Annotated in this window: 28 protein-coding genes; 8 read left to right on the top strand and 20 right to left on the bottom strand. The window is 76.4% G+C overall.

All coding sequences use genetic code 11. The features are described 5' to 3' along the window. Positions 1 to 117: 117 nt before the first annotated feature. Positions 118 to 1,317, bottom strand: a complete 1,200-nt coding sequence (locus tag FB586_RS10230; protein ID WP_168800522.1) for a MerR family transcriptional regulator — start codon at positions 1,315 to 1,317, stop codon at positions 118 to 120. Between the two features lie 368 nt (positions 1,318 to 1,685). Between FB586_RS10230 and FB586_RS10225 the strand changes: the two genes are divergently transcribed. After that, on the top strand, positions 1,686 to 1,982 hold the full coding sequence (locus FB586_RS10225; protein ID WP_136519591.1) for a WhiB family transcriptional regulator: 297 nt from the start codon (positions 1,686 to 1,688) through the stop codon (positions 1,980 to 1,982). A 188-nt stretch (positions 1,983 to 2,170) separates the two neighbouring features. Here the strand turns inward: FB586_RS10225 and groES are convergent, their stop codons facing one another. After that, on the bottom strand, positions 2,171 to 2,464 hold the full coding sequence (gene groES, locus FB586_RS10220) for a co-chaperone GroES (protein ID WP_136519216.1): 294 nt from the start codon (positions 2,462 to 2,464) through the stop codon (positions 2,171 to 2,173). A gap of 208 nt (positions 2,465 to 2,672) precedes the next feature. Between groES and FB586_RS10215 the strand changes: the two genes are divergently transcribed. From FB586_RS10215 to FB586_RS10200, 4 genes are all read left to right on the top strand, one after another. Then, the gene (locus tag FB586_RS10215; RefSeq protein WP_136519215.1) at positions 2,673 to 3,866 is read left to right on the top strand and encodes a class I SAM-dependent methyltransferase; all 1,194 of its coding nucleotides are present in this window, start codon (positions 2,673 to 2,675) and stop codon (positions 3,864 to 3,866) included. Further along, positions 3,866 to 5,014 (top strand): glutamate--cysteine ligase, encoded by a 1,149-nt coding sequence (locus FB586_RS10210; RefSeq protein ID WP_136519214.1) that lies wholly within the window; start codon positions 3,866 to 3,868, stop codon positions 5,012 to 5,014. The genes FB586_RS10215 and FB586_RS10210 overlap by 1 nt, the downstream gene beginning before the upstream one ends. A gap of 78 nt (positions 5,015 to 5,092) precedes the next feature. After that, the gene (locus FB586_RS10205; protein ID WP_136519213.1) at positions 5,093 to 5,527 is read left to right on the top strand and encodes a PadR family transcriptional regulator; all 435 of its coding nucleotides are present in this window, start codon (positions 5,093 to 5,095) and stop codon (positions 5,525 to 5,527) included. Next, a complete protein-coding gene (locus FB586_RS10200) occupies positions 5,524 to 6,063 on the top strand; it encodes a hypothetical protein (RefSeq protein WP_136519212.1) in 540 nt (179 codons plus the stop codon). Before FB586_RS10205 ends, FB586_RS10200 begins: the two co-directional genes overlap by 4 nt. Before the next feature lie 10 nt (positions 6,064 to 6,073). Here the strand turns inward: FB586_RS10200 and FB586_RS10195 are convergent, their stop codons facing one another. Next, positions 6,074 to 7,330 carry a hypothetical protein gene (locus FB586_RS10195; protein ID WP_136519211.1) on the bottom strand — a complete coding sequence of 419 codons (1,257 nt, stop codon included), beginning with the start codon at positions 7,328 to 7,330 and terminating at the stop codon, positions 6,074 to 6,076. Positions 7,331 to 7,429: 99 nt separating this feature from the next. Beyond that, positions 7,430 to 8,470 carry a tRNA (adenosine(37)-N6)-threonylcarbamoyltransferase complex transferase subunit TsaD gene (tsaD, locus tag FB586_RS10190; protein ID WP_136519210.1) on the bottom strand — a complete coding sequence of 347 codons (1,041 nt, stop codon included), beginning with the start codon at positions 8,468 to 8,470 and terminating at the stop codon, positions 7,430 to 7,432. A 130-nt stretch (positions 8,471 to 8,600) separates the two neighbouring features. Between tsaD and FB586_RS10185 the strand changes: the two genes are divergently transcribed. After that, a complete protein-coding gene (locus FB586_RS10185) occupies positions 8,601 to 9,242 on the top strand; it encodes a malonic semialdehyde reductase (RefSeq protein ID WP_136519209.1) in 642 nt (213 codons plus the stop codon). A gap of 39 nt (positions 9,243 to 9,281) precedes the next feature. Here FB586_RS10185 and FB586_RS10180 read toward each other — a convergent pair whose 3' ends face one another. From FB586_RS10180 to FB586_RS10150, 7 genes are read right to left on the bottom strand one after another with little or no spacing between them, the layout of a single operon-like run. Beyond that, on the bottom strand, positions 9,282 to 10,169 hold the full coding sequence (locus FB586_RS10180; RefSeq protein WP_136519208.1) for a sulfurtransferase: 888 nt from the start codon (positions 10,167 to 10,169) through the stop codon (positions 9,282 to 9,284). Positions 10,170 to 10,206: 37 nt separating this feature from the next. After that, a complete protein-coding gene (rimI, locus tag FB586_RS10175; protein WP_246036684.1) occupies positions 10,207 to 10,689 on the bottom strand; it encodes a ribosomal protein S18-alanine N-acetyltransferase in 483 nt (160 codons plus the stop codon). Next, positions 10,686 to 11,372, bottom strand: coding sequence for a tRNA (adenosine(37)-N6)-threonylcarbamoyltransferase complex dimerization subunit type 1 TsaB (tsaB, locus tag FB586_RS10170; protein ID WP_136519207.1), 687 nt, complete (start codon positions 11,370 to 11,372; stop codon positions 10,686 to 10,688). The genes rimI and tsaB overlap by 4 nt, the downstream gene beginning before the upstream one ends. Beyond that, entirely contained in the window at positions 11,369 to 11,914 is a 546-nt protein-coding gene (tsaE, locus tag FB586_RS10165; protein ID WP_136519206.1) for a tRNA (adenosine(37)-N6)-threonylcarbamoyltransferase complex ATPase subunit type 1 TsaE, read from the bottom strand. Before tsaE ends, tsaB begins: the two co-directional genes overlap by 4 nt. After that, positions 11,911 to 13,134 carry an alanine racemase gene (gene alr / locus FB586_RS10160; protein ID WP_136519205.1) on the bottom strand — a complete coding sequence of 408 codons (1,224 nt, stop codon included), beginning with the start codon at positions 13,132 to 13,134 and terminating at the stop codon, positions 11,911 to 11,913. Before alr ends, tsaE begins: the two co-directional genes overlap by 4 nt. Before the next feature lie 52 nt (positions 13,135 to 13,186). Beyond that, on the bottom strand, positions 13,187 to 13,870 hold the full coding sequence (locus FB586_RS10155; protein ID WP_370741063.1) for a nucleoside/nucleotide kinase family protein: 684 nt from the start codon (positions 13,868 to 13,870) through the stop codon (positions 13,187 to 13,189). Beyond that, the gene (locus FB586_RS10150; protein WP_246036683.1) at positions 13,867 to 15,387 is read right to left on the bottom strand and encodes a bifunctional ADP-dependent NAD(P)H-hydrate dehydratase/NAD(P)H-hydrate epimerase; all 1,521 of its coding nucleotides are present in this window, start codon (positions 15,385 to 15,387) and stop codon (positions 13,867 to 13,869) included. Before FB586_RS10150 ends, FB586_RS10155 begins: the two co-directional genes overlap by 4 nt. Positions 15,388 to 15,493: 106 nt before the next feature. Here FB586_RS10150 and FB586_RS10145 point away from each other — a divergent pair, with 106 nt between their 5' ends. Beyond that, positions 15,494 to 16,480, top strand: coding sequence for an LLM class F420-dependent oxidoreductase (locus FB586_RS10145; RefSeq protein ID WP_136519203.1), 987 nt, complete (start codon positions 15,494 to 15,496; stop codon positions 16,478 to 16,480). A 75-nt stretch (positions 16,481 to 16,555) separates the two neighbouring features. Here FB586_RS10145 and FB586_RS10140 read toward each other — a convergent pair whose 3' ends face one another. Both FB586_RS10140 and glmS read right to left on the bottom strand, forming a co-directional pair. Further along, positions 16,556 to 16,912, bottom strand: coding sequence for a holo-ACP synthase (locus tag FB586_RS10140; RefSeq protein WP_136519202.1), 357 nt, complete (start codon positions 16,910 to 16,912; stop codon positions 16,556 to 16,558). A 34-nt stretch (positions 16,913 to 16,946) separates the two neighbouring features. Continuing rightward, a complete protein-coding gene (gene glmS / locus FB586_RS10135; protein ID WP_136519201.1) occupies positions 16,947 to 18,803 on the bottom strand; it encodes a glutamine--fructose-6-phosphate transaminase (isomerizing) in 1,857 nt (618 codons plus the stop codon). 91 nt (positions 18,804 to 18,894) lie between these two features. Between glmS and coaA the strand changes: the two genes are divergently transcribed. After that, positions 18,895 to 19,851 carry a type I pantothenate kinase gene (gene coaA / locus FB586_RS10130; protein ID WP_136519200.1) on the top strand — a complete coding sequence of 319 codons (957 nt, stop codon included), beginning with the start codon at positions 18,895 to 18,897 and terminating at the stop codon, positions 19,849 to 19,851. Positions 19,852 to 19,861: 10 nt separating this feature from the next. Here coaA and FB586_RS10125 read toward each other — a convergent pair whose 3' ends face one another. From FB586_RS10125 to rplM, 7 genes are all read right to left on the bottom strand, one after another. Continuing rightward, positions 19,862 to 20,485, bottom strand: coding sequence for a hypothetical protein (locus tag FB586_RS10125; RefSeq protein WP_136519199.1), 624 nt, complete (start codon positions 20,483 to 20,485; stop codon positions 19,862 to 19,864). Between the two features lie 252 nt (positions 20,486 to 20,737). After that, entirely contained in the window at positions 20,738 to 21,481 is a 744-nt protein-coding gene (locus FB586_RS10120; RefSeq protein ID WP_246036682.1) for a DedA family protein, read from the bottom strand. Between the two features lie 51 nt (positions 21,482 to 21,532). After that, positions 21,533 to 22,336 (bottom strand): glutamine amidotransferase, encoded by an 804-nt coding sequence (locus FB586_RS10115; protein WP_136519198.1) that lies wholly within the window; start codon positions 22,334 to 22,336, stop codon positions 21,533 to 21,535. A gap of 35 nt (positions 22,337 to 22,371) precedes the next feature. After that, positions 22,372 to 23,070 carry a peptide deformylase gene (locus FB586_RS10110; RefSeq protein ID WP_370741062.1) on the bottom strand — a complete coding sequence of 233 codons (699 nt, stop codon included), beginning with the start codon at positions 23,068 to 23,070 and terminating at the stop codon, positions 22,372 to 22,374. Next, positions 23,067 to 24,413, bottom strand: a complete 1,347-nt coding sequence (gene glmM, locus FB586_RS10105; RefSeq protein WP_136519197.1) for a phosphoglucosamine mutase — start codon at positions 24,411 to 24,413, stop codon at positions 23,067 to 23,069. Before glmM ends, FB586_RS10110 begins: the two co-directional genes overlap by 4 nt. Positions 24,414 to 24,590: 177 nt before the next feature. Further along, on the bottom strand, positions 24,591 to 25,079 hold the full coding sequence (gene rpsI, locus FB586_RS10100) for a 30S ribosomal protein S9 (RefSeq protein WP_136519196.1): 489 nt from the start codon (positions 25,077 to 25,079) through the stop codon (positions 24,591 to 24,593). Positions 25,080 to 25,125: 46 nt separating this feature from the next. Continuing rightward, positions 25,126 to 25,569, bottom strand: coding sequence for a 50S ribosomal protein L13 (rplM, locus tag FB586_RS10095; RefSeq protein WP_136519195.1), 444 nt, complete (start codon positions 25,567 to 25,569; stop codon positions 25,126 to 25,128). Between the last annotated feature and the right edge of the window lie 199 nt (positions 25,570 to 25,768).

The following is a 25,768-nucleotide window of genomic DNA, read 5'->3' as shown; positions in this document are numbered from 1 at the left end:
TAGCCCTGGCGATGGACGGCGGTCGCGTCGCGACACCGTTTCCTCCCGCTTGGAGGCCCCCGGACGCGCCGCGATCAGCCGTTCGGGTGCGTCGACGTTACTGGACGGTCGCCTTGGTCACAGCGGCGACGACTCCGCCACGGCGGCGAGCGCCTCGTGCAGCAGCCCGACGAACGTCCGGGCGCGGTGCACGGACCGGTCGAGGGGCACGCGCTCGGCGGCCCCGTCGCGGACCATGACGTACTGCGGCAGGTCGGGGCGCTCCTGCGCGAGCCGGGCGACGACCGACAGGTCCGGGGCGGGACGCTCGAAGACGGTGACGACCGCCCGGGCGCGCGTCATCACGGCGAGCTCCCCCGCGTGGCGGGTCGAGACGGGCCCGCCGACGAGGCGGGCGTCCACGCCGCCGCCCACGAGCGCCGCGGCGAGCGCGTGCACCACGAGCGGGCGCGGCTCCCCCGGTGCGGGCAGCAGCAGCACGACGGGTGCACCGGGGGCGGGCGCCTGGGCCGTGTGCGCACGCAGCGCTCCGAGCGCCGCGGCGGTGAGGGTCGCCTGGGCGTCGACACCCGGCCGCTCGACGACCGTGCGCTGCGCGAGCGCCCGCAGCGCGGGCTCCACCAGCGCGGTCCACCAGCCCGTCACCCCCTCCGGGGCCGTGACGGTCAGGAGTCCGGCGCAGCGGTCCGACCGTCCGGCGAGCGCCGCGTCCACGAGGGCGACGACCGCCGCGGCGGTGCTCGGCGTCGCCCCGGTCCGCGGCTCGACGGGAAGGCGCTGCACGGGGGCCGCGTGCCGCGCCGGGTCCGGCAGGGGCACCTCCACGACGGGCGGGGCCTCGTCCACGGGCCCGGACGGCACGTCGTCGCCGGGGAAGCGCGCGGTGACGTCCGTGCTGGTGTGCGGCGTCGGCACGCCCGCGCCCGGGGACGCGAGCGCGAGGCGTGCGGCCTCGGACGGCGCCACGCCCTCGAGCGTCAGCCGGCGCATCACCAGGAGCCGCTCGAGGTCGTGCGCGGAGTACCGGCGGTGGGCCCCCGCGGAGTGCTCGGAGGGGCCCAGGCCGTAGCGACGGTCCCAGGTGCGCAGCGTGGCGGGTGCGACGCCCAGGCGGCGCGCGACGGCGGCGACGGTGAGCGGGGCGGAGCCCAGGGGGGCGTGGCCGTCGGGGTCCGCGGTGGCACCGGTGGCGGCACCCGCGGCGGCGTGCCCGTCCGCGGCCGCCTCGGCGTCCGCGTCGAGGGTGCCGGGCGCGTCGGGACGCCCGGCGCCGGGCGCCGTCGGCTCCCCCGTCACGGGGTCCTCCGGCTCGGTCATGGCGCGATTCTGCCAGCCGGCGGTCCGGAGCACCGGCCCCTCCCCCGATCGCGCCGTGGCGAACCGGCGGGGACGGCAGATCGCGCCAGAACCGCGCCACGCGGTCCACCGCTGCAACGCTTCCGTCAACTCGTGCCTCACCAGCGAGGACGCCGTGGTCGCGATCCCATCCGCCTCCTGGCCACGCGTCCAGATCGTTGCAGGACTTCGATTCAGAAGAGGGCCTTGAACAACTTCTGGCGCGGTTGTACGGTTACGGCACATCGCAGGAACGCGCCACGCAGGGACCCCGGTCCCGGCGGCGGGCGCACACCCCGCAGCTTCCGTCCGGCGTGACCCGCCGGACGACGTCGTACGAGGAGGAGCACATGGCCGAGATCTCGCGTCTGCCCGGACCGGTGATGGACCTGTGGGAGTGGCAGTTCGAAGGAGCCTGCCGCGACGCCGACCAGGACCTCTTCTTCCACCCGGAGGGCGAGCGCGGCTCGGCCCGCCGCCGTCGCGCGGAGGCCGCCAAGGCCATCTGCGCCACGTGCCCCGTGATCAACGAGTGCCGCGAGCAGTCGCTCGCGGTGCGCGAGCCCTACGGCGTGTGGGGCGGCCTGTCCGAGGACGAGCGCGCGGCGGTCCTCGCCGAGCGTGCCGGCCGCCGCGTCACCGCCTGACCTCCTCCACCCGACCGCCCCGGAGCGGGCGTCGCTCGACGACGAGCGGCGTCCCCTCCGGGGCGGTCGCACGTCCGGGCCCTGCCCGCCGCCGGCGGCAGGGAGGCGGACGCACGAGAGCCCCCTCCCGCGGACGGGAGGGGGCTCTCGTGGTCACCGGGCGACGCCCGGCGGGCCGTGGCCGGGTGTCAGCCGACGATCGCGAGCACGTCGCGCGCGGAGAGGATGAGGTACTCCTCGCCGTCGTACTTCACCTCGGTGCCGCCGTACTTGGAGTAGATGACCTTGTCACCGACCGACACGTCGAGCGGGACGCGGTTGCCCTTGTCGTCGATGCGGCCCGGGCCCACCGCGAGGACCTCGCCCTCCTGCGGCTTCTCCTTGGCGCTGTCCGGGATCACGAGACCCGACGCGGTCGTCGTCTCGGCCTCGAGGGTCTTGACGACGATCCGGTCCTCGAGGGGCTTGATGGAGACCGACACAGGCGGACCTCCCCTTCGCATGAGTTGTTCTTCAGCGGAAAATGTCTGCGCCGTACCGTCGGGCCGCCGTCGTCGCGGGTGCCGGAGCCACTGGCACGGTTGGCACACTCACCAGGAGAGTGCCAACCGTCACTCTAGGAACGCGTTAGCACTCGGTCAACCGGAGTGCCAGCGCGTCGTGGGGCACGGGGCGTGGCAGGCTGGGCGTGTGGACCTCGCCGGGCTGGCCAAGCTGCTGCACCCCGAGGGGTGGGCGCTGCTGCAGGCGCTGCCGCCCTACGACGAGCGCCTCGCGCTCCCGCTCGCCGAGCGGCTGCAGCGCGAGGGGCTCGACCCCGGCCTGGTGGCCGCGGCCCTCACCCAGTCGCGCCTGCGCGCGAAGGCGCGCGCGAAGCTCGGCGACTTCGCCGACGGCATGCTCTTCACGCCCGCCGGCCTCGAGCAGGCGACACGCCTGGAGGTCGCGGCGCACCACGCCCGCCGGTTCCGCGACGCCGGCTGCACCCACGTGGCCGACCTCACCTGCGGTCTCGGCGCCGACGCCCTCGCGTTCGCCGGCGTCGGGCTGCGCGTGGTCGCGACCGACGTCGACGAGACCACGGCCGCGCTGGCCACGGTCAACCTGCGGGCGTTCCCCGAGGTGGAGGTGCGCCACGGCGACGGGCTCGCGCTCGACCTGGTCGCCGAGGGCGTGGACGGCGTGTGGGCGGACCCCGCCCGACGCACCGGGACCGGCCGGCGGGTCTTCGACCCGCAGGCGTACGCGCCGCCGCTCGACGCCGTCCTCGCGGCGCGCGCCACGGTCCCCGCCCTCGGGCTCAAGCTGGGCCCGGGCATCGCGCACCGCGACCTGCCGGTCGACGCGGAGGCGCAGTGGGTGTCGGTCGACGGCGACGTCGTCGAGGTCGGCCTGTGGTTCGGGCCGCTCGCCCCCGAGGGGCCGGGCCGGACGGCGCTCGTCCTGCAGGCCGGCGGCGTCGCGCACACGCTGCGCGCCGACCCCGACGGCGAGGACGCCGCTCCCCCGGTCGGCCCCGTCGGCGCCTACCTCTACGAGCCCGACGGCGCCGTGATCCGGGCCGGGCTCGTCGGCACCGTCGCCCACCGGGTGCGCGGACGGCTCGTGGACCCCACGATCGCCTACGTGACCGCCGACGCCCTGACCCCGGACCCGCTGGTGACCGCCTACCGGGTGCTCGACGACCTGCCGTTCGGCCTCAAGCGCCTGCGCACGTACCTGCGCGAGCGGGGCGTCGGGCGGCTGACGATCAAGAAGCGGGGCACCGCCGTGGTGCCCGAGACGCTGCGCCGGCAGCTCGACCTGCGCGGCGGCGCCGAGGGCACGATCGTGCTGACGCGCGTCGCCGGGCAGCAGCGGGTCCTCGTGGTGGAGCCCGTCTGATGGCCGCGCCGGTCCGCCTGCCGTTCGCGCACTCCGAGCGGTCCACGGTGGGGATCGAGTGGGAGGTCGCGCTCGTCGACGTCGACTCGGGCGACCTGCGCCAGGCGGCCCAGGCCATCTTCGAGGCGGTGCGCCCGGAGGACGGCACCGACCACCCGCACATCACCTCGGAGCTGCTCCTCAACACGGTCGAGATCTCGTCCGGCAAGTGCCGCACGGTCGGGGAGGCGGGGGCCGACCTCAGCCGGGCGCTCGAGGAGGTCCGTGCCGCGGCGGAGCCGCTGCGCATCGAGGTCATGGGCGGCGGCACGCACCCGTTCGCCAACTGGGCGACGCAGCGCGTCACCGACAAGGAGCGCTACGCCACCCTGATCGACCGCACGCAGTGGTGGGGCCGGCAGATGCTCATCTACGGCGTGCACGTGCACGTGGGCATCGAGGACCGGGACAAGGTCCTGCCGCTGCAGCGCGCGATGCTCACCGTGCTGCCGCACATCCAGTCCCTGTCGGCGTCGTCGCCGTTCTGGGCCGGCAAGGACACCGGCTACGCGTCGAACCGCGCGCTGCTGTTCCAGCAGCTGCCGACCGCGGGCCTGCCGCCGCAGCTGCGGGCGTGGGAGGAGCTCGAGCAGTACGTCGGCGACATGATGCACACGGGGGTGATCGACCAGGTCGACGAGGTCCGCTGGGACGTCCGCCCCTCCCCCCGGTTCGGCACGCTCGAGATGCGCATCGCCGACGGCGCGACCAATCTGCTCGAGGTCACCGCGATCTCCGCGCTGACGCACTGCTTCGTCGAGCACTTCTCCTCCCTGCTGGACGCGGGCGAGCCGGTGCCGGCGATGCCGCCGTGGTTCGTCCAGGAGAACAAGTGGCGCTCCGCCCGCTACGGCATGGACGCCATCGTGATCACGGACGCCGAGGGCGCCGAGGAGCTCGTCACCGAGTCGGTCGGCCGGTGGCTCACGACGCTGGCCCCGGTGGCGGAGCGCCTCGGCTGCAGCGAGGAGCTCGAGCAGGTGCGCGTCATCCTGCGCCGCGGGGCGTCGTACCAGCGCCAGCGCGCCGTGGCGCGGCGGCACGCGGGCGAGCTCGAGCCGGTCGTGCGCGCGCTGCTCGCCGAGATGCGGGCCGGTCGCCCGCTCTGACGGTCCGACACGACCCCGCCGCAGGTCGCCATAGCCTGCTAGTTGGCATCACCTGCTAGCAGGCGATACCGTCCCTGCGTGGCCGACGCGCGGGACCCCCAGCTCCTCAAGGGCGTGCTGCCCATGCTCGTCCTCGCCGCCCTCGCGCAGGAGGAGGCCTACGGCTACGCGCTCGTCGTCCGCCTGCGCGAGGCGGGGCTCGACGAGCTGTCCACCGGGACGCTCTACCCCGTCCTGACGCGCCTGGAGCGCGAGGGGCTCGTCACGTCGCGCCTCGTCCCGTCCGACAGCGGTCCCGCGCGCAAGTACTACCGGCTCAGCGCTCCCGGCACCCTCGCCCTCGCCGGCCGCCGCGACGCGTGGCGCGACCTGGTCCGCACGAGCGAGGGGCTGCTGTCCGCCGTCCCCGGCCCGGACACGTACCCCTACGTCCCGGACCGCGGCGGCCCGCCCGGTCCGGACGACCCCGGCACCGCCCTCGCACCCGTTCCCGCCCCCGGAGGACCCCGATGACCACGACCACCGTGCCCGTGCGTCCGCCGCTCGCGGACCGGCTGCGCCTGCGGCTGTGGGAGCTGCGGTTCGCCGCCGCCATGGAGGACTACCCGCGGCGCGAGGGCAAGCAGATCCGCGCGGACCTGCGTGCGGCGCTGCGCGACGACGCGGCCCGCGTCGGGACGCGCGCCGCCCTGCGCGACGTGGGCCCGCCGCGCCGTCTCGCCGCCCGCTACTTCGCCGAGCTCGACCGGCCCCGGCCGCGGTGGAGCACCGGCGCCCTCGTGGGCACCCTGCTCGGCGTCGGGCTGCCGCTCTACCTCGCCCTGGCGTGGTCCTTCGGCGCCCTCGACGCGCTCGAGGCGGTCGGGGGCGGCACGGCCGAGCTGACGTGGCTCGGCTCGCCGGTCACGGCCACGTCGACGGACGACTCCGTGGCGCTCGCGTGGACCCTCGGGTGGCAGGCGGTCGCCGTCGCCGCCGTGCTGGCCGCCGTGGGGTTCGTGCTGGGCGCCCGGGTGTGGCGCCTGTGGGCGGGCGACCCGGTCGCCTGACCGCGCGGGCTCAGGCCCCGCCGTCCAGCCACTCCCACGACGCCAGCACCGCGTCCAGGGCCGGGCGCACCTGCGCCTCCTCGCCGGGCGCGTGCGTGAGCAACCACGCCCAGGTCCGGTCCCCCCGGTCGAGCCGGACCTCGCCCCGCACGCGCCCAGAGCCCACGCGGAATGCACGGGCCCACGCCGGCCCCGCCGCCGTCCGCACGGGCAGCGACTCGCGCAGGGGCACGACGTCCGGCCCGAACGGCAGCACGGGCGGCGAGTCGAGGTGCGCGCGCGCCGCCCGTCCCCCGTCGAGCGCACCCGGCGCCGAGGTCACGGTGAGGGACGCGGTCGGGGTCAGCCGCACGTACGCGGCCGTCCACGTGCCGTCCGGCGCCGGGACGTCCCACGCGGTCGGGGGCGCCGCGCACCGGCAGCGGGCGACCGGGCGGCCGTCGTGCCCGTGCACGGTGAGCACGCCGGGCGTCGCGGCCGGGTCCGCCGGGAGGTCGACGGCCGCGTGCGTGGTCGGGCGCCCGGGCTCGTCCGGGAGCCACTGCCAGGTGCGCAGGACCGCGTCGGCGAGCCCGTCGAGGTCGCTCTGGCCGGCGCGGCGCAGCACCCCCACGACGAACGCCCAGCCGTCCCGGTCGACGTGCGTGTCCGTCACCACCGCGTTGCCGACCGCGTACGTCGCCCGCCACGCGGGTGCCCCGTCCGGCCCTGCGACGCGCTCGACGTCGGCGAGGTGCCGCACGTCCGGCGAGGCGAGCGCCCGGTGCATGCCCGGCCGGTCGCTCGCCACCTCGAGCGGACCGGCGGCCGAGGCTCGCCCCACCCGGCCGAGGCACACGACCAGCAGCGCACGTCCCGGCCCGAGCGGTACGACGGCGTCCTGCCGGGAGCCGTCCTCCGACAGCGTGCCGCCGCGCTGGTCGGCCGGCCCGGGTGCGAGGAACCGCTCGCCGGGCCGCCCGTCGCCGAGCGGCGGGACCTCGACCCGGGTCGTCGGGACCGAGGGGTCGGTACCGGGCGGGAGCGGCACGAACGGGCCACCCCGCGCGGCTGCGCGCAGGTCGCGCCGGAACTGGGCACGGCGCTCGCGCGGGTACCGCCGGGCGAGGTGGTGGACCAGCCACTCGCCCATGAGCCGGTCACGCAGCGACGGGACGAGCAGCAGGACGAGCGCCGCCACGACGACGGTGACGAGCAGCACGAGGCGCACCTCCCGCAGGAGGGCCGGTGCCGCGACGACGAGGGGCTGCGGGGCGCTGACGGGCACCTACGGAGAGTCGGCAGCCCGCGGCGTCACCTGAAGCGGGTCGACGTCGCCGGTCCGCGGTGCGCACGCCCGGGCTGCGGGGCACCCGTGCGCCGGACCTCAGACGAGGACCTGCGTGAGCGGCATCGTCGAGTCGACCGGCAGGTCCAGCGGGGACGGCGGCAGGCCGCGGCGCACCACGGCGGAGCCGAGGGCGGCGATCATCGCGCCGTTGTCGGTGCAGTAGCGGATCGGCGGGATCCGCAGGGTGATGCCGGCCTCGGCGCACCGCTGCGCGGCCATGTCGCGCAGCTGGGAGTTCGCCGAGAAGCCGCCCCCGACGACCAGCGTGTCGACGCCCTCGCGCCGGCAGGCCGCGATCGTCTTCGCCGTGAGCACGTCCGCGACCGCGGCCGCGAAGGACGCGGCGACGTCGGGCAGCGGGACCTGCTCGCCCGCGTCCTGCCGGGCCTCGACCCACCGCGCGACCGCGGTCTTGAGGCCGGAGAACGAGAAGTCGGTCGCGTGCTTCGCCTGGTCCTTCGGCGCCGTGAGGCCACGCGGGAACCGGATCGCCTCCGGGTCGCCCTCGCGGGCCAGGCGGTCGATGTGCGGGCCGCCGGGGTACGGCAGGCCCAGCAGGCGGCCCACCTTGTCGAACGCCTCGCCGGCGGCGTCGTCCAGCGTCGACCCGAGCTCGGTGACGCGGACCGTGTCGTCGATCCGCAGCAGGGACGAGTGCCCGCCGGACACGACGAGGGCCAGCACCCGCTCGGGGAAGGGACCGTCGACGAGCTCGTCGACGACCGCGTGACCGATGACGTGGTTGACCCCGTAGAGCGGCTTGCCGAGGCCGATCGCGAGCGCCTTCGCGGCGGCCGCGCCGATCGTCAGGGGCCCGACCAGGCCGGGACCGGCCGTCACCGCGACCGCGTCCACGTCGGCGAGCGTGACCCCGGCGGTGGCCAGGGCGCGCTCGATGGTCGGCACCATGGCCTCGAGGTGGGCCCGGGAGGCGATCTCCGGGATGATGCCGCCGAACCGCGCGTGCTCGTCGACCGAGCTCGCCACGGCGTCGACGAGCAGGTCGTACCCGCGGACCAGCGCGACGCCGGTCTCGTCGCAGGAGGTCTCGATCCCGAGGACGAGGGGCTCGCTCACGGCGTCCAGGATAGGCGCGCGCGGGGCGCGGACCCCAACCGGCCGGGCGTCCGGCGGGGCGCGGCCGGCGGTGACGAGCGTCACGGGCCCGGCGGGCATGGGCACGGGACGGCAGGTGGTTGAAATCTGCATGACCAGCACCGACCTGATCGACGACCTCGCCGCCCTCGACCCCGACAGCGCCGGCGTCGACGCCCACGTCGCCGACCGGCTGTTCCGCGACGCCCGCAGCGTCGCGCGCTTCCTCGACCGCGACGTCCCCGAGGCGCTCGTGCGCCAGGTCCACGACGTCGTGCGCTGGGGTCCCACCGCGCTGAACACCGTGCCGCTGCGTCTGCTGATCGTCCGCTCCCCCGAGGCGCGCGCCCGCCTCGCCGCCCACATGGCGGAGGGCAACCGCGAGCGCGTGCTCGCCGCACCGCTGACGCTCGTCGTCGCCGCCGACCCCGGGTTCCACCGGCACATGGACCGCCTGACGCCGCACGCCCCGCAGCTCGCCGGCGTGTTCGCCGCCGACGCCGAGAGCGCCGAGCGCACCGCACGGGAGAACGCGTGGCTGCAGGCCGGCTACCTCGTGGTCGGGCTGCGGGCCGCCGGACTCGGCGTCGGGCCGATGGGCGGCTTCGACAAGGCGGGCGTGGACGACGACCTGCTCGCGGGGACCGGCTGGTGCAGCCTCATGGTCCTCAACGTCGGCTGGCCCGACGGCGAGGGCACCCACCACGCGCGTGCCCCGCGCCTGGAGTGGGACGAGGTCGCCCGCACGGTCTGACGCACCCCCGCACGGACCCGGCCGGTGGCCGCGGCCGCCTCAGCGCCCCGTGGCCACCGGCCGTCGCGCGTCGTGGGACCACTGGGACCAGGACCCGGGGTACAGCGCGGCCTCGACCCCCAGCGTCGCGAGGGCGACGACCTCGTGCGCGGCCGTCACCCCGGAGCCGCAGTAGACGCCGACCGCGCCGGACGCCGGGACGCCGAGGGCCGCGAAGCGCTCGGCGAGCGCGTCGGCCGCGAGGAACCGCCCGTCGGCGCCGAGGTTGCCGGTGGTCGGCGCGCTGACGGCCCCGGGCACGTGGCCCGCACGCGGGTCGACGGGCTCGCTCTCCCCCGCGTACCGCTCCACGGCGCGAGCGTCGAGCAGGACGCCGTCGGCCGCGAGCGCCACCGCACCGTCCGCGTCGACCGTCGGCAGCCCGCCGACCGCGAGCACGACGTCCCCGGGCTCGGGCAGCACGTCCCCCGCCTCGACCGCGTGCCCGCCGGCCGTCCACGCCGCGAGGCCGCCGTCCAGCAGCCGCACGTCGCGCACGCCCGCCCACCGCAGCAGCCACCAGGCGCGGGCCGCGGACGTGCCGCCGGCGTCGTCGTAGGCGACGACGGCCTGCCCCTCGCGCAGCCCCCACCGGCGGGCGGCCTGCTCCAGGTCGGCGAGCGCCGGCAGCGGGTGCCGTCCGTCGGCCGGGCTCGCCGGCCCCGCGAGCTCCGTGTCGAGGTCGACGTACACCGCCCCCGGCACGTGCCCCGCGAGGTGCCGCTCGCGCCCGTCGGTGCGCCCGAGCGCCCACCGCACGTCGAGCACGAGCGGCGGGTCGTCGTCCGCGAGCAGCGCGGCGAGCTCGTCGGCGTCGACGAGCACGGCCCGCCGCAGGGCCTGCGCGTCCTCGGGCGCGCGCACGCGTCGTGCGGGTCCGTCGCTCATCACGTCCTCCTCGGGTGGTGGGCGCGGCGCCCGGCGGTCAGCGCAGGGCGAGCCGCATCGTCCAGGCGTCGACGTCCTCGGGCTGGTAGTACCCCCGGCGGCGGCCGAGGCGGGTGAAACCGAGGCTCTCGTACAGGCGGATCGCCGGGTCGTTGTCGACGCGCACCTCGAGGAGCGCGGCCTCGGCGCCGGTCTCCCGCGCGCGGTCGAGCAGGTGGACCAGCAGGAGCCGTCCGATCCCGCGGCCCTGGTGGGCGGCGTCCGTCCCGACGGTCATCACCTGCACGTCGTACCCGTCGAACCACGTCCCCGCGTACCCGACGAGCCGGCCGTCGGGCAGCTCGGCGCCCACGTAGGTGCGGCCCGGCCCGGCGATCTCCTCGCGCAGCGACTGCGCGGACCAGGCACCCGCGCCGAACAGCTCGCCCTCCATCCGGACGAGGTCCGGCAGGTCCGCGGGCGTGAGCGGCCGCACCGAGACGGCGCGGGCCGCCGACGGCTCCGGTGCGGCCGCCGTCACGCCAGGGCCCGCTTGCGGGCGGTCGGGGGCTGGGCGTCCGGTCGACGCAGGTACAAGGGCTCGGTCGGCAGCGGCTCCCCCGCCGCGGACCGTGCGACGGCGAGCCGTACGAGCAGAGCCGGGTCCGGCGCGCGCAGGCCCGCGGCCCGGTCGGACGCCGGCGTCTCGACCGCGCCGAAGACCTCGGGGTGCACGTCCCGGCCGCCGCCCACGACCACCTCGCCGGTGCGGCGCGGCACGTCCGCCGGCGCCGCGACGTCGGGGCCGCCGACCACGACGGCCGCACCGTCGCGCACGTCGTACGCCGTCCAGTACACCTCGCGGCGGCGCGCGTCGGTCACGACCAGCAGCGGCGTGCCCTCGTCGAGGACGTCGGCCGCCGCGGCGGCGAGCGCGTCGTGGCTCGGCACGCCCCACACCGGGACGCCCAGCGCCAGGCCCAGCACGCGCGCGGTGACCAGCCCCACCCGCAGGCCCGTGAACGGCGCCGGGCCCGTGCCCACGGCGATCCCCTGCAGGTCGCCGACGCCCAGCCCCTCCGCCGCGAGCACGTCGCGCACGAACGGCGCGAGCTGCTCGACGTGCCGGCGGGGTGCGTCGTCGCCGACGGTCCGGCTGGTGCCGTCCGTCCGCACGAGCGCGACCGCGACGTCGCCCGACGTGTCGATGCCCAACCAGGTCACGCGTCCTCCTCCGTCACCACCGGCGCCCCGGGCAGCTCCACCCCGCGCCAGCGCTCCCCCAGGCCGCGTGCGGTGAGCACCCGCTCGCCCGCCGCGGCGTCCTGCACGTCGTCGCCCGCGCCGAGCCCGCCGTGCGGCCGCGCGAGCCGCACCTCCAGCCGGTCCTCGGCCAGCGGCTCGACCCAGCCCTCGCCCCACTCGACCACCGTCACGGCCTCCTCGAGGCTCGCGTCGAGGTCGAGCGCCTCGACCTCGTCGAAGGAGCCCAGGCGGTAGGCGTCCACGTGCACGAGCGCGGGCCCCCGGGTGCCGTCGGGCCGCGGCAGGGGCGGGTGCTCGCGCGCGATCACGAAGGTCGGCGACGCGACCTGCCCCCGCACGTTCAGCCCCTCGCCGAGGCCCTGCGTGAGGGTCGTCTTGCCGGCCCCGAGGTCGCCCGACAGCACCACGAGGTCACCCGCGCGCAGGACGCCCGCGAGCGCGCGCCCCCACGCCCGGGTCGCGTCGGCGTCCGGCAGGCGCACGACGTGGTCCGCGCTCACGCGAGACCTCCCGTCGGGACCGCGACGGACGCGCGTGCCGCGTCGGCCGCCGGGACGGCCGTGCCGCGCTCGGGGTCGACGTACGTGCGGGGCACCCGGGCACCGACGCGTGTGACGATCTCGTAGGCGATGGTGCCGGCCGCGTCCGCCCAGTCCTGCGCCGTCGGCTCGCCGTCGGTGCCGGGTCCGAACAGGACGACGCGGTCCCCGGCGGCCTCGCGCGCGCCGGGACCGAGGTCGACGACGACCTGGTCCATGCACACGCGGCCCGCGACGCCGAGCCGGCGTCCGCCGACCTGCAGCGGCCCGCCCGGGCGGTCCTGGGTGCCGGACGCGTGGCGCGGCACGCCGTCGGCGTACCCGACCGGGACGATGCCCAGCACGGTGTCGTGCGGCACGACGTACTGGTGCCCGTAGGACACCCCCGTCCCCGCGGGGACGGCCTTCACCGTCGCGAGCTCGGCCTCGTACGTCATGGCCGGCACGAGCCCGAACGCGTCCGGCCCGCCGACCTGCGGCACGGGCGACAGCCCGTAGACGGCGATGCCCGGGCGCACGACGTCCCAGTGCAGCGCGGGGTCCGTGAGGGTCGCGGCCGCGTTCGCGAGGTGGCGCACCTCGAGACGCACGCCGGCGGCCTCGACGGCGGCGACGGCCTCGGCGAACACGACGGCCTGGCGGCGCACCACCGGGCTGCCGGGGTCGTCGGCGAGCGCGAGGTGGGAGAACACGCCGACGACGTCGACGACGCCCTCGGCCCCGAGGGCGCGCGCCCGGGCGAGCACGTCGGGCAGCTGCGTCGGCACCAGCCCGTTGCGGCCCAGCCCCGTGTCGACCTTGAGGTGCAGCCGCGCGGTGCGGCCGGCGGCGCGGGCCGCGGCGGCGACGGCGTCGAGCGCCCACGGCGCCGCGACCGCGAGGTCGACGTCGGCCTCGACCGCCTCGCGCAGCGGGGCACCGGGCGTGTACAGCCACGCGAGGACGCGCGCACCGGTGAGGCCCGCGCGCCGCAGCTCCAGGGCCTCGTCGACCTGCGCGACGCCGAGCCAGGTGGCGCCGCCGGCGACCGCGGCGGACGCGCTGGGGACGAGCCCGTGCCCGTACGCGTCGGCCTTGACGACGGCCATCACCTGGGCGGTCGGTGCGTGGGCGGCGAGGGAGCGGACGTTCTGGCGCACCGCGGCGAGGTCGACGACGGCGCGTGCCGGGAAGTCGTTCACGGGCGCCAGTCTCTCACCGCGGGCGCGCCCGCCGGCGGCACCGCCGCGACGCTCATCCGAGCAGGTCGGGCGTCACGACCAGGTCGGCGCGCGACGCGCCGTCCGCGACCAGCCGCGCGTTCGCCTCGTCCGGACCCGTCGACCACGCCCGCGCCGCCTGCGGGGACTTGCCGAAGCGCTCGTGCCGGGCGACCAGCCGTGCCAGGCGCACCTCGTCGTCCGGCGCCAGGAACCACGACTCGTCCAGCAGGTCCGCCACCGGCCCGAACCCGTGCGCGTCGAGCAGCAGGTAGTTGCCCTCGACGACCACGAGCGGCACGTCCGCCGGGACCGCGACCGCACCCGTGACGCCGTGCCGCAGGTCGCGCCGGTACTCGGGCGCCCACACCGTCCGGGCCGGCTCGGGCGTGCGCAGGCGGCGCAGCAGCGCGACCCAGCCGTCGGCGTCGAACGTGTCGGGAGCGCCCTTGCGGTCCGCACGGCCGAGGCGCTCGAGCGTGCTCTGGGCGAGGTGGAAGCCGTCCATCGGGACGACCACGCAGCGCTCCCCGTACGCCGCCGCGACCTGCGCGGCGAGCGTGGACTTGCCCGCGCCCGGGGGGCCCGCGAGCCCCAGCAGCCGGCGTCCGCCGCGGGCGAGGAGGGCGTCGACGCGGGCGGCGAGGTCCGGGTGCAGCGGCGGGACGGGCGGGTCCTCGCCCGCACCGCCCGCGCCCGGGCCGCTCCGAGCCGTCACGCCTCCACCAGGGCGCGCACGACGGCGGGCACCGCCGCGGCGACGTCCGACGCGGCCACGGGACCGCCGGGGTTCGCCTCGTGCGCGGCGCGCCCGTGCACGAGGGCCGCGAGCGCCGCGAGCGCGGCGGGCAGCGTCGGGTCCTCGAGGGCGTCGGCCGACCGGCCGGCCAGCACGGCGCCGAGCACGCCGCCCAGCACGTCGCCGGCGCCCGCGGTCGCCAGCCAGGCCGGCGCGTCGGCCTGCGCGTAGACGGTGCCGTACGGCCCGACGACGACCGTCACCCCTCCCTTGAGCAGCACCGTCGCGCCGGTCAGCTCGTGCGCGCGACGGGCGTGCGTGAGCGGTGCGGCCTCCACGTCGGTGCGGCTCACGTCGTCGCCGAGCGCGCGCAGGAGGGTCGCGAGCTCGCCCGCGTGCGGCGTCAGGACGACGTGGGCCGGCACCCGGTCCGGCAGCAGGTCCAGCGCACCGGCGTCCACGACCGCCGGCTCCCCGTGCTCGACCGCGTGCGCGAGGGCGTCGCGGACGCGGTCCCGCTGCGCCTCGTCGTCGGGCGCGACGCCCGAGCCCAGCACCCAGGCCTGGACACGGCCCGTCCCGACCACGACCTCGGGGTGCGCGGCGAGCACCTGCGCGGCCGCGTCCCCCTGGTACCGCACCATGCCCACACCGGCCGCGAGGGCGCCCGAGACGGACAGCACGGCGGCACCCGGGTAGGCGGCCGACCCCGCGACGACGCCCAGCACGCCGCGGGAGTACTTCTGCGCGGTGCCGCCCGGCACGGGCCACAGGTGCGCGGCGTCCGCGGCCTCCAGCCGCGCGACGGCCGGCCGCGGCGGCAGCGCCAGCCCGATGTCCACGGTCTCGACCGCCCCCGCCGCCGCGGCTGCGGGCGGCAGCAGCAGCCCCGGCTTCGCCGTGCCGAACGTCACCGTGAGGTCCGCGCGCACGACCGCGCCCGCGGCCGTGCCGTCGGCCACGCCGATGCCCGACGGGACGTCCACGGCCACGACCACCGGACCGGCGCCCGCCGTCCGGGCCCGCGCGAGGGCGTCGACGAGCGCGCCGCCCGCACCCCGCACGCCGCCGCCGCGGGCGCCGATGCCGAGCAGCCCGTCGAGCACGACGTCGGCCGACGTCAGCAGCGCGTCGACCGCGTCCCGCTGACGCCCCGGTCCGTCGGCCGTGAGCCCGTCGGCCCGCACCACGCGCCCGTGCGCCCCGACGAGCGCCGCGAGCCCACCGGGGTGCACCTCCGACGCCGCCAGGAGGGCCGTGACGTGGGCGCCGCGCCGCGCGAGACGTGCGCCGGCGTGCAGCGCGTCGCCGCCGTTGTTGCCCGCGCCGACGAGGAGCGCGACGCGTGCCCCGCCGACGCGCCCGCGCACCGCCCGCAGCACCTCGGCGGTCCGTACCGCGAGGGCGAACGCGGCCCGGTCCATGAGCGGCACCCCCGCGGCGAGCAGCGGCTCCTCGGCGGCGCGGACGTCCTCGGGGTCGTGGGAGAGCAGCACCCGACCATCCTGGCCCGCGCCCGCACGGGGTGCGACCGGCACCCGCCGGGTGCGCGGTCCCGGCCCCGGCCGTGGCCCGCCGGCACCCCGGTATAGCGTGCGAGGCATGCGCTTCGGACTCTTCATCCCCCAGGGCTGGCGGCAGGACCTCACCGGCATCGACCCCCAGCAGCACTGGCCCGTCATGCGCGGCCTCGCGCAGTGGGCGGACGCCGGCGACGCGTTCGAGTCGATCTGGGTCTACGACCACTTCCACGCCGTGCCCGAGCCGAACGGCGAGGCGACGCACGAGGCGTGGAGCCTCGTCACCGCGTTCGGCGCGGTGACCGACCGTGTCCGGCTCGGCCAGATGTGCACGTGCATGGCGTACCGCAACCCCGCCTACCTGGCGAAGGTCGCCACGACCGCGGACCACGTGTCCGGCGGACGCGTGGAGATGGGCATCGGCGCCGGCTGGTACGAGCACGAGTGGCGCGCGTACGGCTACGGCTTCCCCACCGCCGGCCAGCGGATCGCGATGCTCGACGAGGGCGTGCAGATCTTCCGGCAGCTGTGGACCGAGGGCACCGCCACGCTCGACGGCACGCACTACCAGGTGGACGGCGCGCAGCTGTCGCCCCTGCCGCTGCAGGCCGGCGGCCCGCCCCTGTGGATCGCGGGCGGCGGCGAGCGCAAGACGCTGCGGATCGCCGCGCAGCACGCCGCGTACACGAACTTCGACGGCACGCCCGAGGGCTTCGCGCACAAGTCGCAGGTGCTGCGCGGGCACTGCGAGGAGCTGGGCCGCGACTTCGACGAGATCACCCGCTCGGCCAACTACAACGTCGTGATCGGCCGCACCGAGAGCGAGGTCGCGGACCGGCTGGCGTGGGTGCGCGAGCACTACGCCGCCACCGTGCCCGCCAAGGCGGACGAGGTCGCGGAGCAGTTCCGCACCGGACCGCTCGTCGGCACCCCCGAGCAGATCGTCGAGAAGCTGCGCGAGCTGCAGGGGCTGGGCATGACCTACGCCATCACGTACTTCGCCGAGGCGGCCTACGACCGGTCGGGCATCGAGCTGTTCGCGAGCGAGGTCGTCCCGCACCTGCGCTGACCCACCGACCCGACGCCCCGGCGCCCGCTCCCCCGCGGCGGGCGCCGGGGCGTCGTGCGTCCGGCCCCGGCCCGGTCAGGCGTCGCGCTCGGCGACGACGACGGCCGAGGCGATGCCGGCGTCGTGCGAGATCGACAGGTGGAACCGGTCCACGCCGAGCTCCTGCGCGCGGGCCTGCACGGTCCCGGTGATCTCGACGACCGGCTGCGCACCCGCGACGCGCCGCACCGTGGCGTCCTGCCAGCTCATGCCGGGCGGGGCGCCGAGCGCCTTCGCGATCGCCTCCTTCGCCGCGAACCGCGCGGCCAGCGACGCGGGGGGCAGGTCCCGCTCGTCGGGGGTGAACAGGCGCGCCCGCAGGGCGGGCACGCGCTCGAGGGTCGCGAGGAAGCGCGCGACGTCGACGACGTCGATGCCGACGCCGACGATCACGCCGCGCCGCCCGGGAGGCCGGGTCGCCGGCGCGTCACTCGACCGTGACGGACTTCGCCAGGTTGCGCGGCTGGTCCACGTCGAGGCCCTTGGCGGTCGCCAGCTCGCACGCGAACACCTGCAGCGGCACGACGGCCAGCAGCGGGGCGAGCAGCGTCGACGTCTGCGGCACGGTGAACACCTCGTCCGCGAACGGCCGCACCGCCTCGTCGCCCTCCTCCGCGATCACGAGCGTGCGGGCGCCGCGCGCCCGGATCTCCTGGATGTTGGAGACGACCTTCGAGTGCAGCGAGTCCCGGCCGCGCGGCGACGGCACGACGACGAACACGGGCTGCCCGGGCTCGATGAGCGCGATCGGGCCGTGCTTCAGCTCGCCCGCGGCGAAGCCCTCGGCGTGGATGTACGCGAGCTCCTTGAGCTTGAGCGCACCCTCCATCGCCACCGGGTACCCGACGTGGCGGCCGAGGAACAGCACGGACTGCGTGTCCGCCATCCAGCGCGCGATCTCGCGCACACGCCCGGCGCGGTCGAGCACCTGCTGGATCTTGTCCGGGATCTCGCGGAGCTCGTCGAGCACCTGCGCGATCTCGTCGGCGAACTTGTTGCCGCGCAGCTGGGCGAGGTACAGGCCGAGCAGGTACGCGGCCGTGATCTGCGCGAGGAACGCCTTCGTCGAGGCGACGGCGATCTCCGGACCCGCGTGCGTGTACAGCGCCGCGTCGGACTCGCGCGGGATGGTCGAGCCGTGCGTGTTGACGATCGCGAGCGTGGTCGCGCCCTGCTCCTTGGCGTGGCGGACGGCCATGAGCGTGTCCATCGTCTCGCCGGACTGCGACACCGCGACGACGAGGGTGCGCTCGTTCACCACCGGGTCGCGGTAGCGGAACTCGTGCGCGAGCTCGACCTCGACCGGGATGCGGCACCAGTGCTCGATCGCGTACTTCGCGACGTGGCCCGCGTACGCCGCGGTGCCGCACGCGACGACGACGATCTTGTCCACGGCACGCAGCGCGGCCTCGTCGATGCGCATCTCGTCGAGCACGAGCCGCCCCGACACGTCGGTGCGCCCGAGGAGGGTGTCCGCGACCGCGTGCGGCTGGTCGTGGATCTCCTTGTCCATGAAGGAGCGGAAACCGCCCTTCTCCGCGGCCTTGGCGTCCCAGTCGACCGTGAACCGGCGCGCCTGCACGGGCGCGCCCGCGAAGTCGGTGACCTCGACCGTGGTCGGCGTGATCGTCACGACCTGGTCCTGCCCCAGCTCGAGCGCCTCGCGCGTCGAGGCGATGAAGGCGCTCACGTCCGAGCCGAGGAAGTTCTCGCCCTCGCCCAGGCCGACGACGAGGGGCGAGTCGTGCCGGGCGCCGACGACCGTCGTCGGGTCGTCCTCGTGCACCGCCAGCAGCGTGAACGTGCCGTGCAGGCGCTGCGCGACCGTGCGCAGCGCCACGGTGAGGTCCCCGGCACGGGCGTGCTCGCGGGCGACGAGGTGCGCCACGACCTCCGTGTCGGTCTCGGACGTGAACGTCACGCCGGCCGCCTCGAGCTCCGCCTTGAGCAGCGCGAAGTTCTCGACGATGCCGTTGTGGATGACCGCCACGCCGTCCGACACGTGCGGGTGGGCGTTCACGTCCGTCGGGCCGCCGTGGGTCGCCCACCGCGTGTGGCCGATGGCCGCGGTCGCGTCCGGCAGCGGGTGGGCGTCGATCTCCTCCACGAGGTTGGCCAGCTTCCCGGCCTTCTTCGCGGTCGCCAGGGACGCCCCCGGCGACACGAGCGCGACCCCCGCGGAGTCGTACCCGCGGTACTCCAGCCGCCGCAGCCCCTCGAGGACGACCTCCAGGGGTCGACCGCTCGGCTGCTGGCTCCCGACGTACCCGACGATCCCGCACATGGGCACGATCCTAACGACAGCGCCCGGGCGCCCGGGCGCCCGGGGCACGGCCCGGTGCGGCGGGCGGCGCGGCGTGCGCCACAATCGTCGGGTGCCGACGTCCTCCGCCGTGGTGCCCGCCACCCCGTACGTCGACCTGGACCGCGAGGCGTGGACCCGCCTGTCCGCGTCGACACCCCTGCCCCTCACCGACGCCGACGTCGCCCGCCTGCGCGGGCTGGGCGACCCCATCGACCTCGCCGAGGTGGACGCGATCTACCGGCCGCTGTCCCGCCTGCTCGACCTGTACATCCAGGCGACCCGCGGCCTCAACCGGGCGACCAGCACGTTCCTGCGCGAGGACGCCGGCGGCACCCCCTTCGTGATCGGGGTCGCCGGCTCGGTGGCGGTGGGCAAGTCGACCACCGCGCGCCTGCTGCGCGAGCTCATCGCACGCTGGCCCGCGACGCCCCGCGTCGAGCTCGTGACGACCGACGGCTTCCTGTACCCCAACGCCGAGCTCGAGCGGCGGGGGCTGCTGCAGCGCAAGGGGTTCCCCGAGTCGTACGACCGGCGGGCGCTGCTGCGGTTCGTCTCGAAGGTCAAGGCGGGACGGCCCGAGGTGGCCGTGCCGGTGTACGACCACCTGACGTACGACATCGTCCCGGGCGCCGAGGTGGTGGTGCGCCGGCCCGACGTCCTGATCGTCGAGGGGCTGAACGTCCTGCAGCCCGCGCGCCCGACGCTCGAGGGCACGTCGAACCTCGCGCTCAGCGACTTCTTCGACTTCTCGATCTACGTCGACGCGCGCACGGCCGACGTGAAGCAGTGGTACGTCGACCGGTTCCTCTCGCTGCGCGAGACGGCGTTCGCCCGCCCCGAGTCGTACTTCCACCGGTACGCGTCGCTGTCGGACGACGACGCGGTGGCGCGGGCCGAGAGCATCTGGGACACCATCAACGCCCCCAACCTCGAGCAGAACATCGTGCCGACCCGGTCCCGCGCCACCCTCGTGCTCACCAAGGGGCCCGACCACGCGGTCCAGCGGGTGCGCCTGCGCAAGCTCTGAGAGAACCCGCTCAGGGGCGCGGGGTCGGGGCGCCCGGCCCCCCGGCGCCGGGCGTGCCGTCCGCGGTCGGCACCGCGAGCTCGACGGGCTCCTCGGTGGTGCGGACGACGTCGAGCTCCGCCAAGGCGGCCGTCAGCGCGTCCCCGGCGCCCGTGCACGCGGTGTCCTCGGGGAGCAGCACGGCACCGTCGAGGGCGTCGACGAGCCACACCTGGGGCGCCGGGCCCTCCTCGCACGTACCGGTCGTGCGCCGCTCGTCGAGCAGGCGGAGCACCTGCGTGAGGTCACCCTCGAGACGGGTCGACGTCACCGAGTGCCAGGTGCCCGCGCTGTCGCGCAGGGGCTCGCCCCGGCCGCACACGAGGACGGTGTCGGCGACGAAGTCGTCGGGCGGCCCGCCGCGCTCCACGGGAGCGGACGGCTCCGCGGACGTCGTCGCACGCGACGGTGCGGGGTCGAGCGCGAGCGCGTGCAGCACCTCGGGCACGAGACAGCTCGCCCGGGTGGGCACCGCGGCAGGCACCCGTGCCGAGGCCGTCCCGCCGTCGGCGCCGGACCCGGCGGAGCACCCGGCGGCCGTCAGCACGACGGCGACGGCGAGCGCCGCCGCCCCTGCCCCCTGCCCCCTGCGCATCCGCCCGCCTCGTGCCGACCCGTCCCCGCGCACGGCGACGGACCCCCGTCGTCCGGGGGCCTCGCGAGGGCGGGGAGGCACGACACCGCAGTCGTCCCGCGCACGAGCGTAGGACGGCCCGGACGTCCCCCTGCCGGTCGAGACCGGATCGTTGTCACGGGTGCCGGATCGTCATGTCATCGTGACCTCGACACGCGCGCGAGTGGTTGCCCGCGCGGCTCCGGGCGGTCCGGCGGACCCCGGCGCGGCGTGTCAGGCGGCGGTGCTGTCGACGACCGGGGTGACCCGGACGTCCTCCTCCTCGTCGTCCGCGCGGTGTCCCCCCGCGGCCTCCGGCGGCCCCTGCTCCCGTCCGGCGTGGTGGGCGTACAGCCCGGTCACCCGGCGCAGCACCCAGTCGACGACGAGGCCGATCACCATGCCGCCGACGACACCCACGACGACGCCGAGCACCGGGTTGTCGTGTCCCAGCACGTGCCCCGCCCCCACGCCGATCGCGGTCGAGTACAGCGCCCACGTCACCGCGGCGATGCCCGTGAGCAGCACGAAGCGGCGGCGCCGGAAGCCGAGCGCGCCGGCCGTCATGTTGACCGCCACACGTCCCACGGGGATGTAGCGGGCCGCGATGATGAACGCGGCGCCCCGCGTCGCGAGCGCCCGCTCCGCCCAGTCCAGCACGGCCTGGCCCCGGCGCCCCCGGAACCAGCGGAGCTCACGGATGCGGACCCTGCGCCCGATCTGGTACGCGATCTGGTCGCCGGTGAACGCCCCGAGCGCCGCGACGAGCACGACGGGCCACAGCAGCGGGGCCCCCGTCGAGACAGACAGCGAGGTCAGCGCGATCACGACCGACTCGCTGGGCACCGGGGGGAAGAACCCGTCGACCGTCGCGAACACGTACAGCACCGCGTACACCCAGGGTGAGCCGGCCATCTCCAGCGTCCACTGCTCCACGTCCGCGCTCCCCTCGTCCCCGCCCCCCGGCGAGGTCGGCACGCCCCACGCTAAAGCCCGCGCCGGGCCGTGGACATGGGGTTTCCCCCCTATTCAGCCCTGAGCCGTCCCGATGTCCGTCCACGGGTGAAGCCCGGGTGGCACCGTCTCGGTCTGCGGGTGGACGCCCCGACGCGCGTACCGCTCCACGAAGGCCCGCAGCACCCCGGGCACGCGCACGTCGCTGGACCGGGCGGCGGCGAGCACGGCGTCCGCCTCCTCCGGGGGGAAGTACCCGTCGAACCGGTAGGCCTCGATGCGCGTCGTCAGGCCGGCCACGTCGAGCTCGGGGTGGAACTGCGTCGCGTACACGTTCCGCCCGACCCGGAACGCCTGCACCGGCGCGCCCGCCGACGAGGCGAGGACGACCGCGTGCGCCGGGGGCACCGTGAGGCCCTCCTTGTGGCCGGCGAAGGCCTGGAAGCTCGGCGGGGCGGCGCCGAGCACGGGGTCCGCGCGGCCGGCCGGCGTGAGCTCGACCGTCACCGCCCCCACCGGTTCCGGGTAGGTCCGGTCGACGAGACCGCCCTGGTGCCGGCCCAGCGTCCCGATGCCGTAGCAGGCCCCGAAGAACGGCACGTCGGCCGGGACGACCGCGTCGAGCAGGCGTGCGAGGTCGGCCTCGACGCGCCGCTGCACCGCGGACTTGCCCTCCTCCGGGTCGCTCACGCAGAACGGTCCGCCGCCGAGCACGACGCCCGACCAGGCCGACAGGTCGACCGGCGGCAGGGGCCCCGCCTCGAGGCGCACGCGCCGCAGCGTCGCCTCCGTCAGCCCCGTGCACCGCAGCATGGCGGCGTACTCGTCGTCGGCGGCGGCGTCCTCCGGGCGCACACCGAGGAACAGGAACGGTCGCACGCGTCACCTCCCGGGGCCGGGCGGGTGCCCGGGTGTCAGCCGGCGTCGACGGGCAGCGCGAACCCGAGCGTGCGGGCCGCCTCCCGGGGCGTCGGCTCCGACGCCCAGTGTGCGCCCAGCGCGTCGGCCGCCGCCAACGAGCGCGTCTCGGCACGGTCGAGGTACAGCGTGCCGAGCAGGTGGTCGGTCTCGTGCTGGACGATCCGGGCGGGCCACCCGGTGAGCACCTCGTCCACCGCGCGGCCCCGCTCGTCGGTGCAGGTGAGCCGCACGCGGCGGGGACGGGCGACGACCGCGACGTACCCCTCGACCGACAGGCACCCCTCGTAGAACGCGACCCGCTCGTCGTCCACGGCCTCGTAGGCGGGGTTGACCAGGACGCGGAACGGCACGGGCGTGCGCTCGCGCACGCGCGCCACGTCCGGGTCGTCGACCCCGGGGTCCTCGACGACGGCGATCGCGAGCGGGAGCCCGATCTGGGGCGCCGCCAGCCCGACGCCGGGTGCCGCCCGCATCGTGCGGTGCATCAGGGCGAGCAGGTCGGCGAGGTCGGTGGCCGACAGCTGGCCGTCGTACCGGACCGCCGGCGTGCGCAGCGCCGGGTGGCCGGCCTGCACGATCGGCGCGACCGCGTCCGGCCCCGCGGCGCGCGCCCGGTCGAGCACCTGGGCGACGAGCGCGCGCAGCGCACCGTCGCGCGCGTCGGCGGCGTCCCGGTCGGTCACGGTGCTCACAGCGCCAGGCGGTCGCGGACGACGTCGGCCAGCTCGTGCGCGACCCGGTCCGCCTCGTCCTGGGTCGCCGCCTCGACCATGACGCGCACGAGCGGCTCCGTGCCCGAGGGACGCAGCAGCACCCGCCCGGTCTCCCCCAGCGCCTTCTCCGCGGCCGCGATCGCGTCCTGCAGCACCCCGTCGTCGGTGCGCGCGCGGTCGACGCCCCCGACGTTGACGAGCGTCTGCGGCAGCCGGCCCACGACGGACGCGAGCTCCTGCAGCGTCCGCCCGGTCTCGGCGACCCGCGCGGCCAGGTGCAGCGCCGTGAGGACCCCGTCACCCGTCGTCGCGTGCGCCGCGAGGATGATGTGACCGGACTGCTCGCCGCCCAGCCCGTACCCGCCGGCGCGCATCGCCTCGAGCACGTACCGGTCGCCGACGGCCGTCTCGACCGTGGCGATCCCCGCGGCCTGCATCGCGAGCCGCAGGCCGAGGTTGCTCATGACGGTGGTCACGAGGGTGTCGTGCGGCAGCGCGCCGCGGTCGCGCAGGGCGATCGCCAGGACGCCCATGATCTGGTCGCCGTCCACCAGCCGACCCGCGCCGTCGACCGCGAGGCAGCGGTCGGCGTCGCCGTCGAACGCGACGCCGAGGTCGGCGTGCGCCGCCACGACCGCGGCCTGCAGCGGCTCCGGGTGCGTCGAGCCCGCGTCCTCGTTGATGTTGCGGCCGTCGGGCGAGGCGTTGATGACCACGACGTCGGCGCCCGCCTCGCGCAGGGCGGCGGGACCGACCTCGCTCGCGGCCCCGTTCGCGCAGTCCACGACGATCCGCAGGCCGTCCAGGCGCGTGCCGACGGTCGAGACGAGGTGCTCGACGTACTGCTGGCCGGCCAGGCCGATGTCCACCCGGATGCGGCCGACGTCGGCGCCGACGGGACGCTCCCAGTCCTCGCCGAGCCGCGCCTCGATGGCCAGCTCGACGTCGTCCTCGAGCTTGTGGCCGCCCCGGGCCAGGAACTTGATGCCGTTGTCCGGCATGGGGTTGTGCGATGCGGAGAGCACCACCCCGAGGTCGACCTCCCGCGCGCCCGTCAGGTACGCGACCGCCGGCGTCGGGAGCACGCCCACGAGGTCGACGTCGACCCCGGCGGACGCCAGCCCGGCGGCGACCGCGGCGGACAGGAACTCGCCCGACGCCCGGGGGTCGCGGCCCACCACGGCGCGGGGGCGGTGCCCCTCGAACGCGCCGCGGCTCGCGAGCACGTGGGCGGCGGCGACGGACACGTCGAGCGCGAGCTCGGCCGTCACGTCCCGGTTCGCCAGCCCTCGGACCCCGTCCGTGCCGAACAGTCGACCCATCACACCACTCCCTCATCCCGCCCGGCTGCCGCACCCACGGTACGGCGGGCGTCCTCGTCCCTGCCCGTCACGCGACGGCGTGCCGCCGGGGGCGCGGTGCGGTCGCGACCGTCCCCGGACACGCCGATGGCCCCGCGGGTCGGGTGACCCCCGGGGCCATCGGCAGCGAGCGCTGCGTCAGCGCTTCGAGTACTGCGGCGCCTTGCGGGCCTTCTTCAGACCGGCCTTCTTGCGCTCCACCACGCGGGCGTCACGCGTGAGGAAGCCGGCCTTCTTGAGCGCCGGGCGGTTGTGCTCCGCGTCGATCGCGTTCAGCGCACGGGCGATGCCCAGGCGCAGCGCACCGGCCTGGCCGGACACGCCGCCGCCGGTGATGCGCGCGACGACGTCGAAGCGACCCTCGACGTCGACCGCCTTCAGCGGGGAGCCGACCAGCTGCTGGTGGACCTTGTTCGGGAAGTAGTCCTCCAGCGCGCGGCCGTTGATCGTCCACTGGCCGGTGCCGGGCACCAGGCGGACGCGGGCGACGGCCTCCTTGCGGCGGCCGAGCGCCTGGCCCGGTGCCGTGAGGGACTGGCCACGGCCGACGGGGGCCGCGGACTCGGAGGTGTAGCTGGTGGGCGTCTCGTCGCCCTCGTAGTCGTTCTCGACGGTGGTCTGAGCCACGGTGTCCTCGCGTTCTGTGTTCGTCACTGCCGCAGCAGCCGGGGGCTTACTGCGCCACCTGGGTCAGCTCGAACGGCTTCGGCTGCTGGGCTGCGTGCGGGTGCTCCGGACCTGCGTAGACCTTCAGCTTGCTCAGCTGCTGACGACCGAGGGTCGTCCGCGGGAGCATGCCGCGGACGGCCTTCTCGATCGCACGCTCGGGGTGCTTCTCGAGCAGGTCCGCGTACCGGGTGGCGCGGAGGCCGCCCGGGTAGCCGGAGTGGCGGTAGGCGAGCTTCGTCTCGCGCTTGTTGCCGGTCAGGGCGACCTTCTCGGCGTTGACGACGATGACGAAGTCGCCGCCGTCGACGTGGGGCGCGAACGTCGGCTTGTGCTTGCCGCGCAGCAGCGTGGCCACGTGGCTGGCCAGGCGGCCGAGGACGACGTCGGACGCGTCGATGACGTACCAGTTCCGCTCGACGTCGCCGGGCTTCGGGGTGTACGTGCGCACGGGTGTGGGCCTCTGTCTCGTGTTGCGTGTCATGGCCGGGCGCGCGGAGGCGACCGGCCGAGGATGGCTGTCGGAGCATCCCGCCCCGGCGAGTGGGATCGCACCAGGACGGCCATCGGCACGCAGTGGTGAGAAGCCACCGGTGCGCGACAGGGGACGCACAACGAACCACAAGAGTACCGGCAGGGGCCACGGAGGG

It is taken from the genome of Cellulomonas telluris (assembly GCF_004886325.1).
Classification (GTDB): Bacteria; Actinomycetota; Actinomycetes; order Actinomycetales; family Cellulomonadaceae; genus Cellulomonas; species Cellulomonas telluris.
This window is presented reverse-complemented; position numbering and strand designations above follow the sequence as displayed.

What these genes read in the sequence shown, in the direction of transcription:
- FB586_RS10210 (WP_136519214.1), top strand. Translation starts at nt 3,866, where the DNA reads ATGGCCGCGCCGGTCCGCCTGCCGTTCGCGCACTCCGAGCGGTCCACG.
- glmS (WP_136519201.1), bottom strand. Translation starts at nt 18,803, where the DNA reads ATGTGCGGGATCGTCGGGTACGTCGGGAGCCAGCAGCCGAGCGGTCGA.
- FB586_RS10180 (WP_136519208.1), bottom strand. Translation starts at nt 10,169, where the DNA reads ATGAGCGACGGACCCGCACGACGCGTGCGCGCGCCCGAGGACGCGCAG.
- glmM (WP_136519197.1), bottom strand. Translation starts at nt 24,413, where the DNA reads ATGGGTCGACTGTTCGGCACGGACGGGGTCCGAGGGCTGGCGAACCGG.
- FB586_RS10225 (WP_136519591.1), top strand. Translation starts at nt 1,686, where the DNA reads ATGGCCGAGATCTCGCGTCTGCCCGGACCGGTGATGGACCTGTGGGAG.
- FB586_RS10125 (WP_136519199.1), bottom strand. Translation starts at nt 20,485, where the DNA reads ATGCGCAGGGGGCAGGGGGCAGGGGCGGCGGCGCTCGCCGTCGCCGTC.
- FB586_RS10185 (WP_136519209.1), top strand. Translation starts at nt 8,601, where the DNA reads ATGACCAGCACCGACCTGATCGACGACCTCGCCGCCCTCGACCCCGAC.
- FB586_RS10230 (WP_168800522.1), bottom strand. Translation starts at nt 1,317, where the DNA reads ATGACCGAGCCGGAGGACCCCGTGACGGGGGAGCCGACGGCGCCCGGC.
- FB586_RS10200 (WP_136519212.1), top strand. Translation starts at nt 5,524, where the DNA reads ATGACCACGACCACCGTGCCCGTGCGTCCGCCGCTCGCGGACCGGCTG.
- FB586_RS10145 (WP_136519203.1), top strand. Translation starts at nt 15,494, where the DNA reads ATGCGCTTCGGACTCTTCATCCCCCAGGGCTGGCGGCAGGACCTCACC.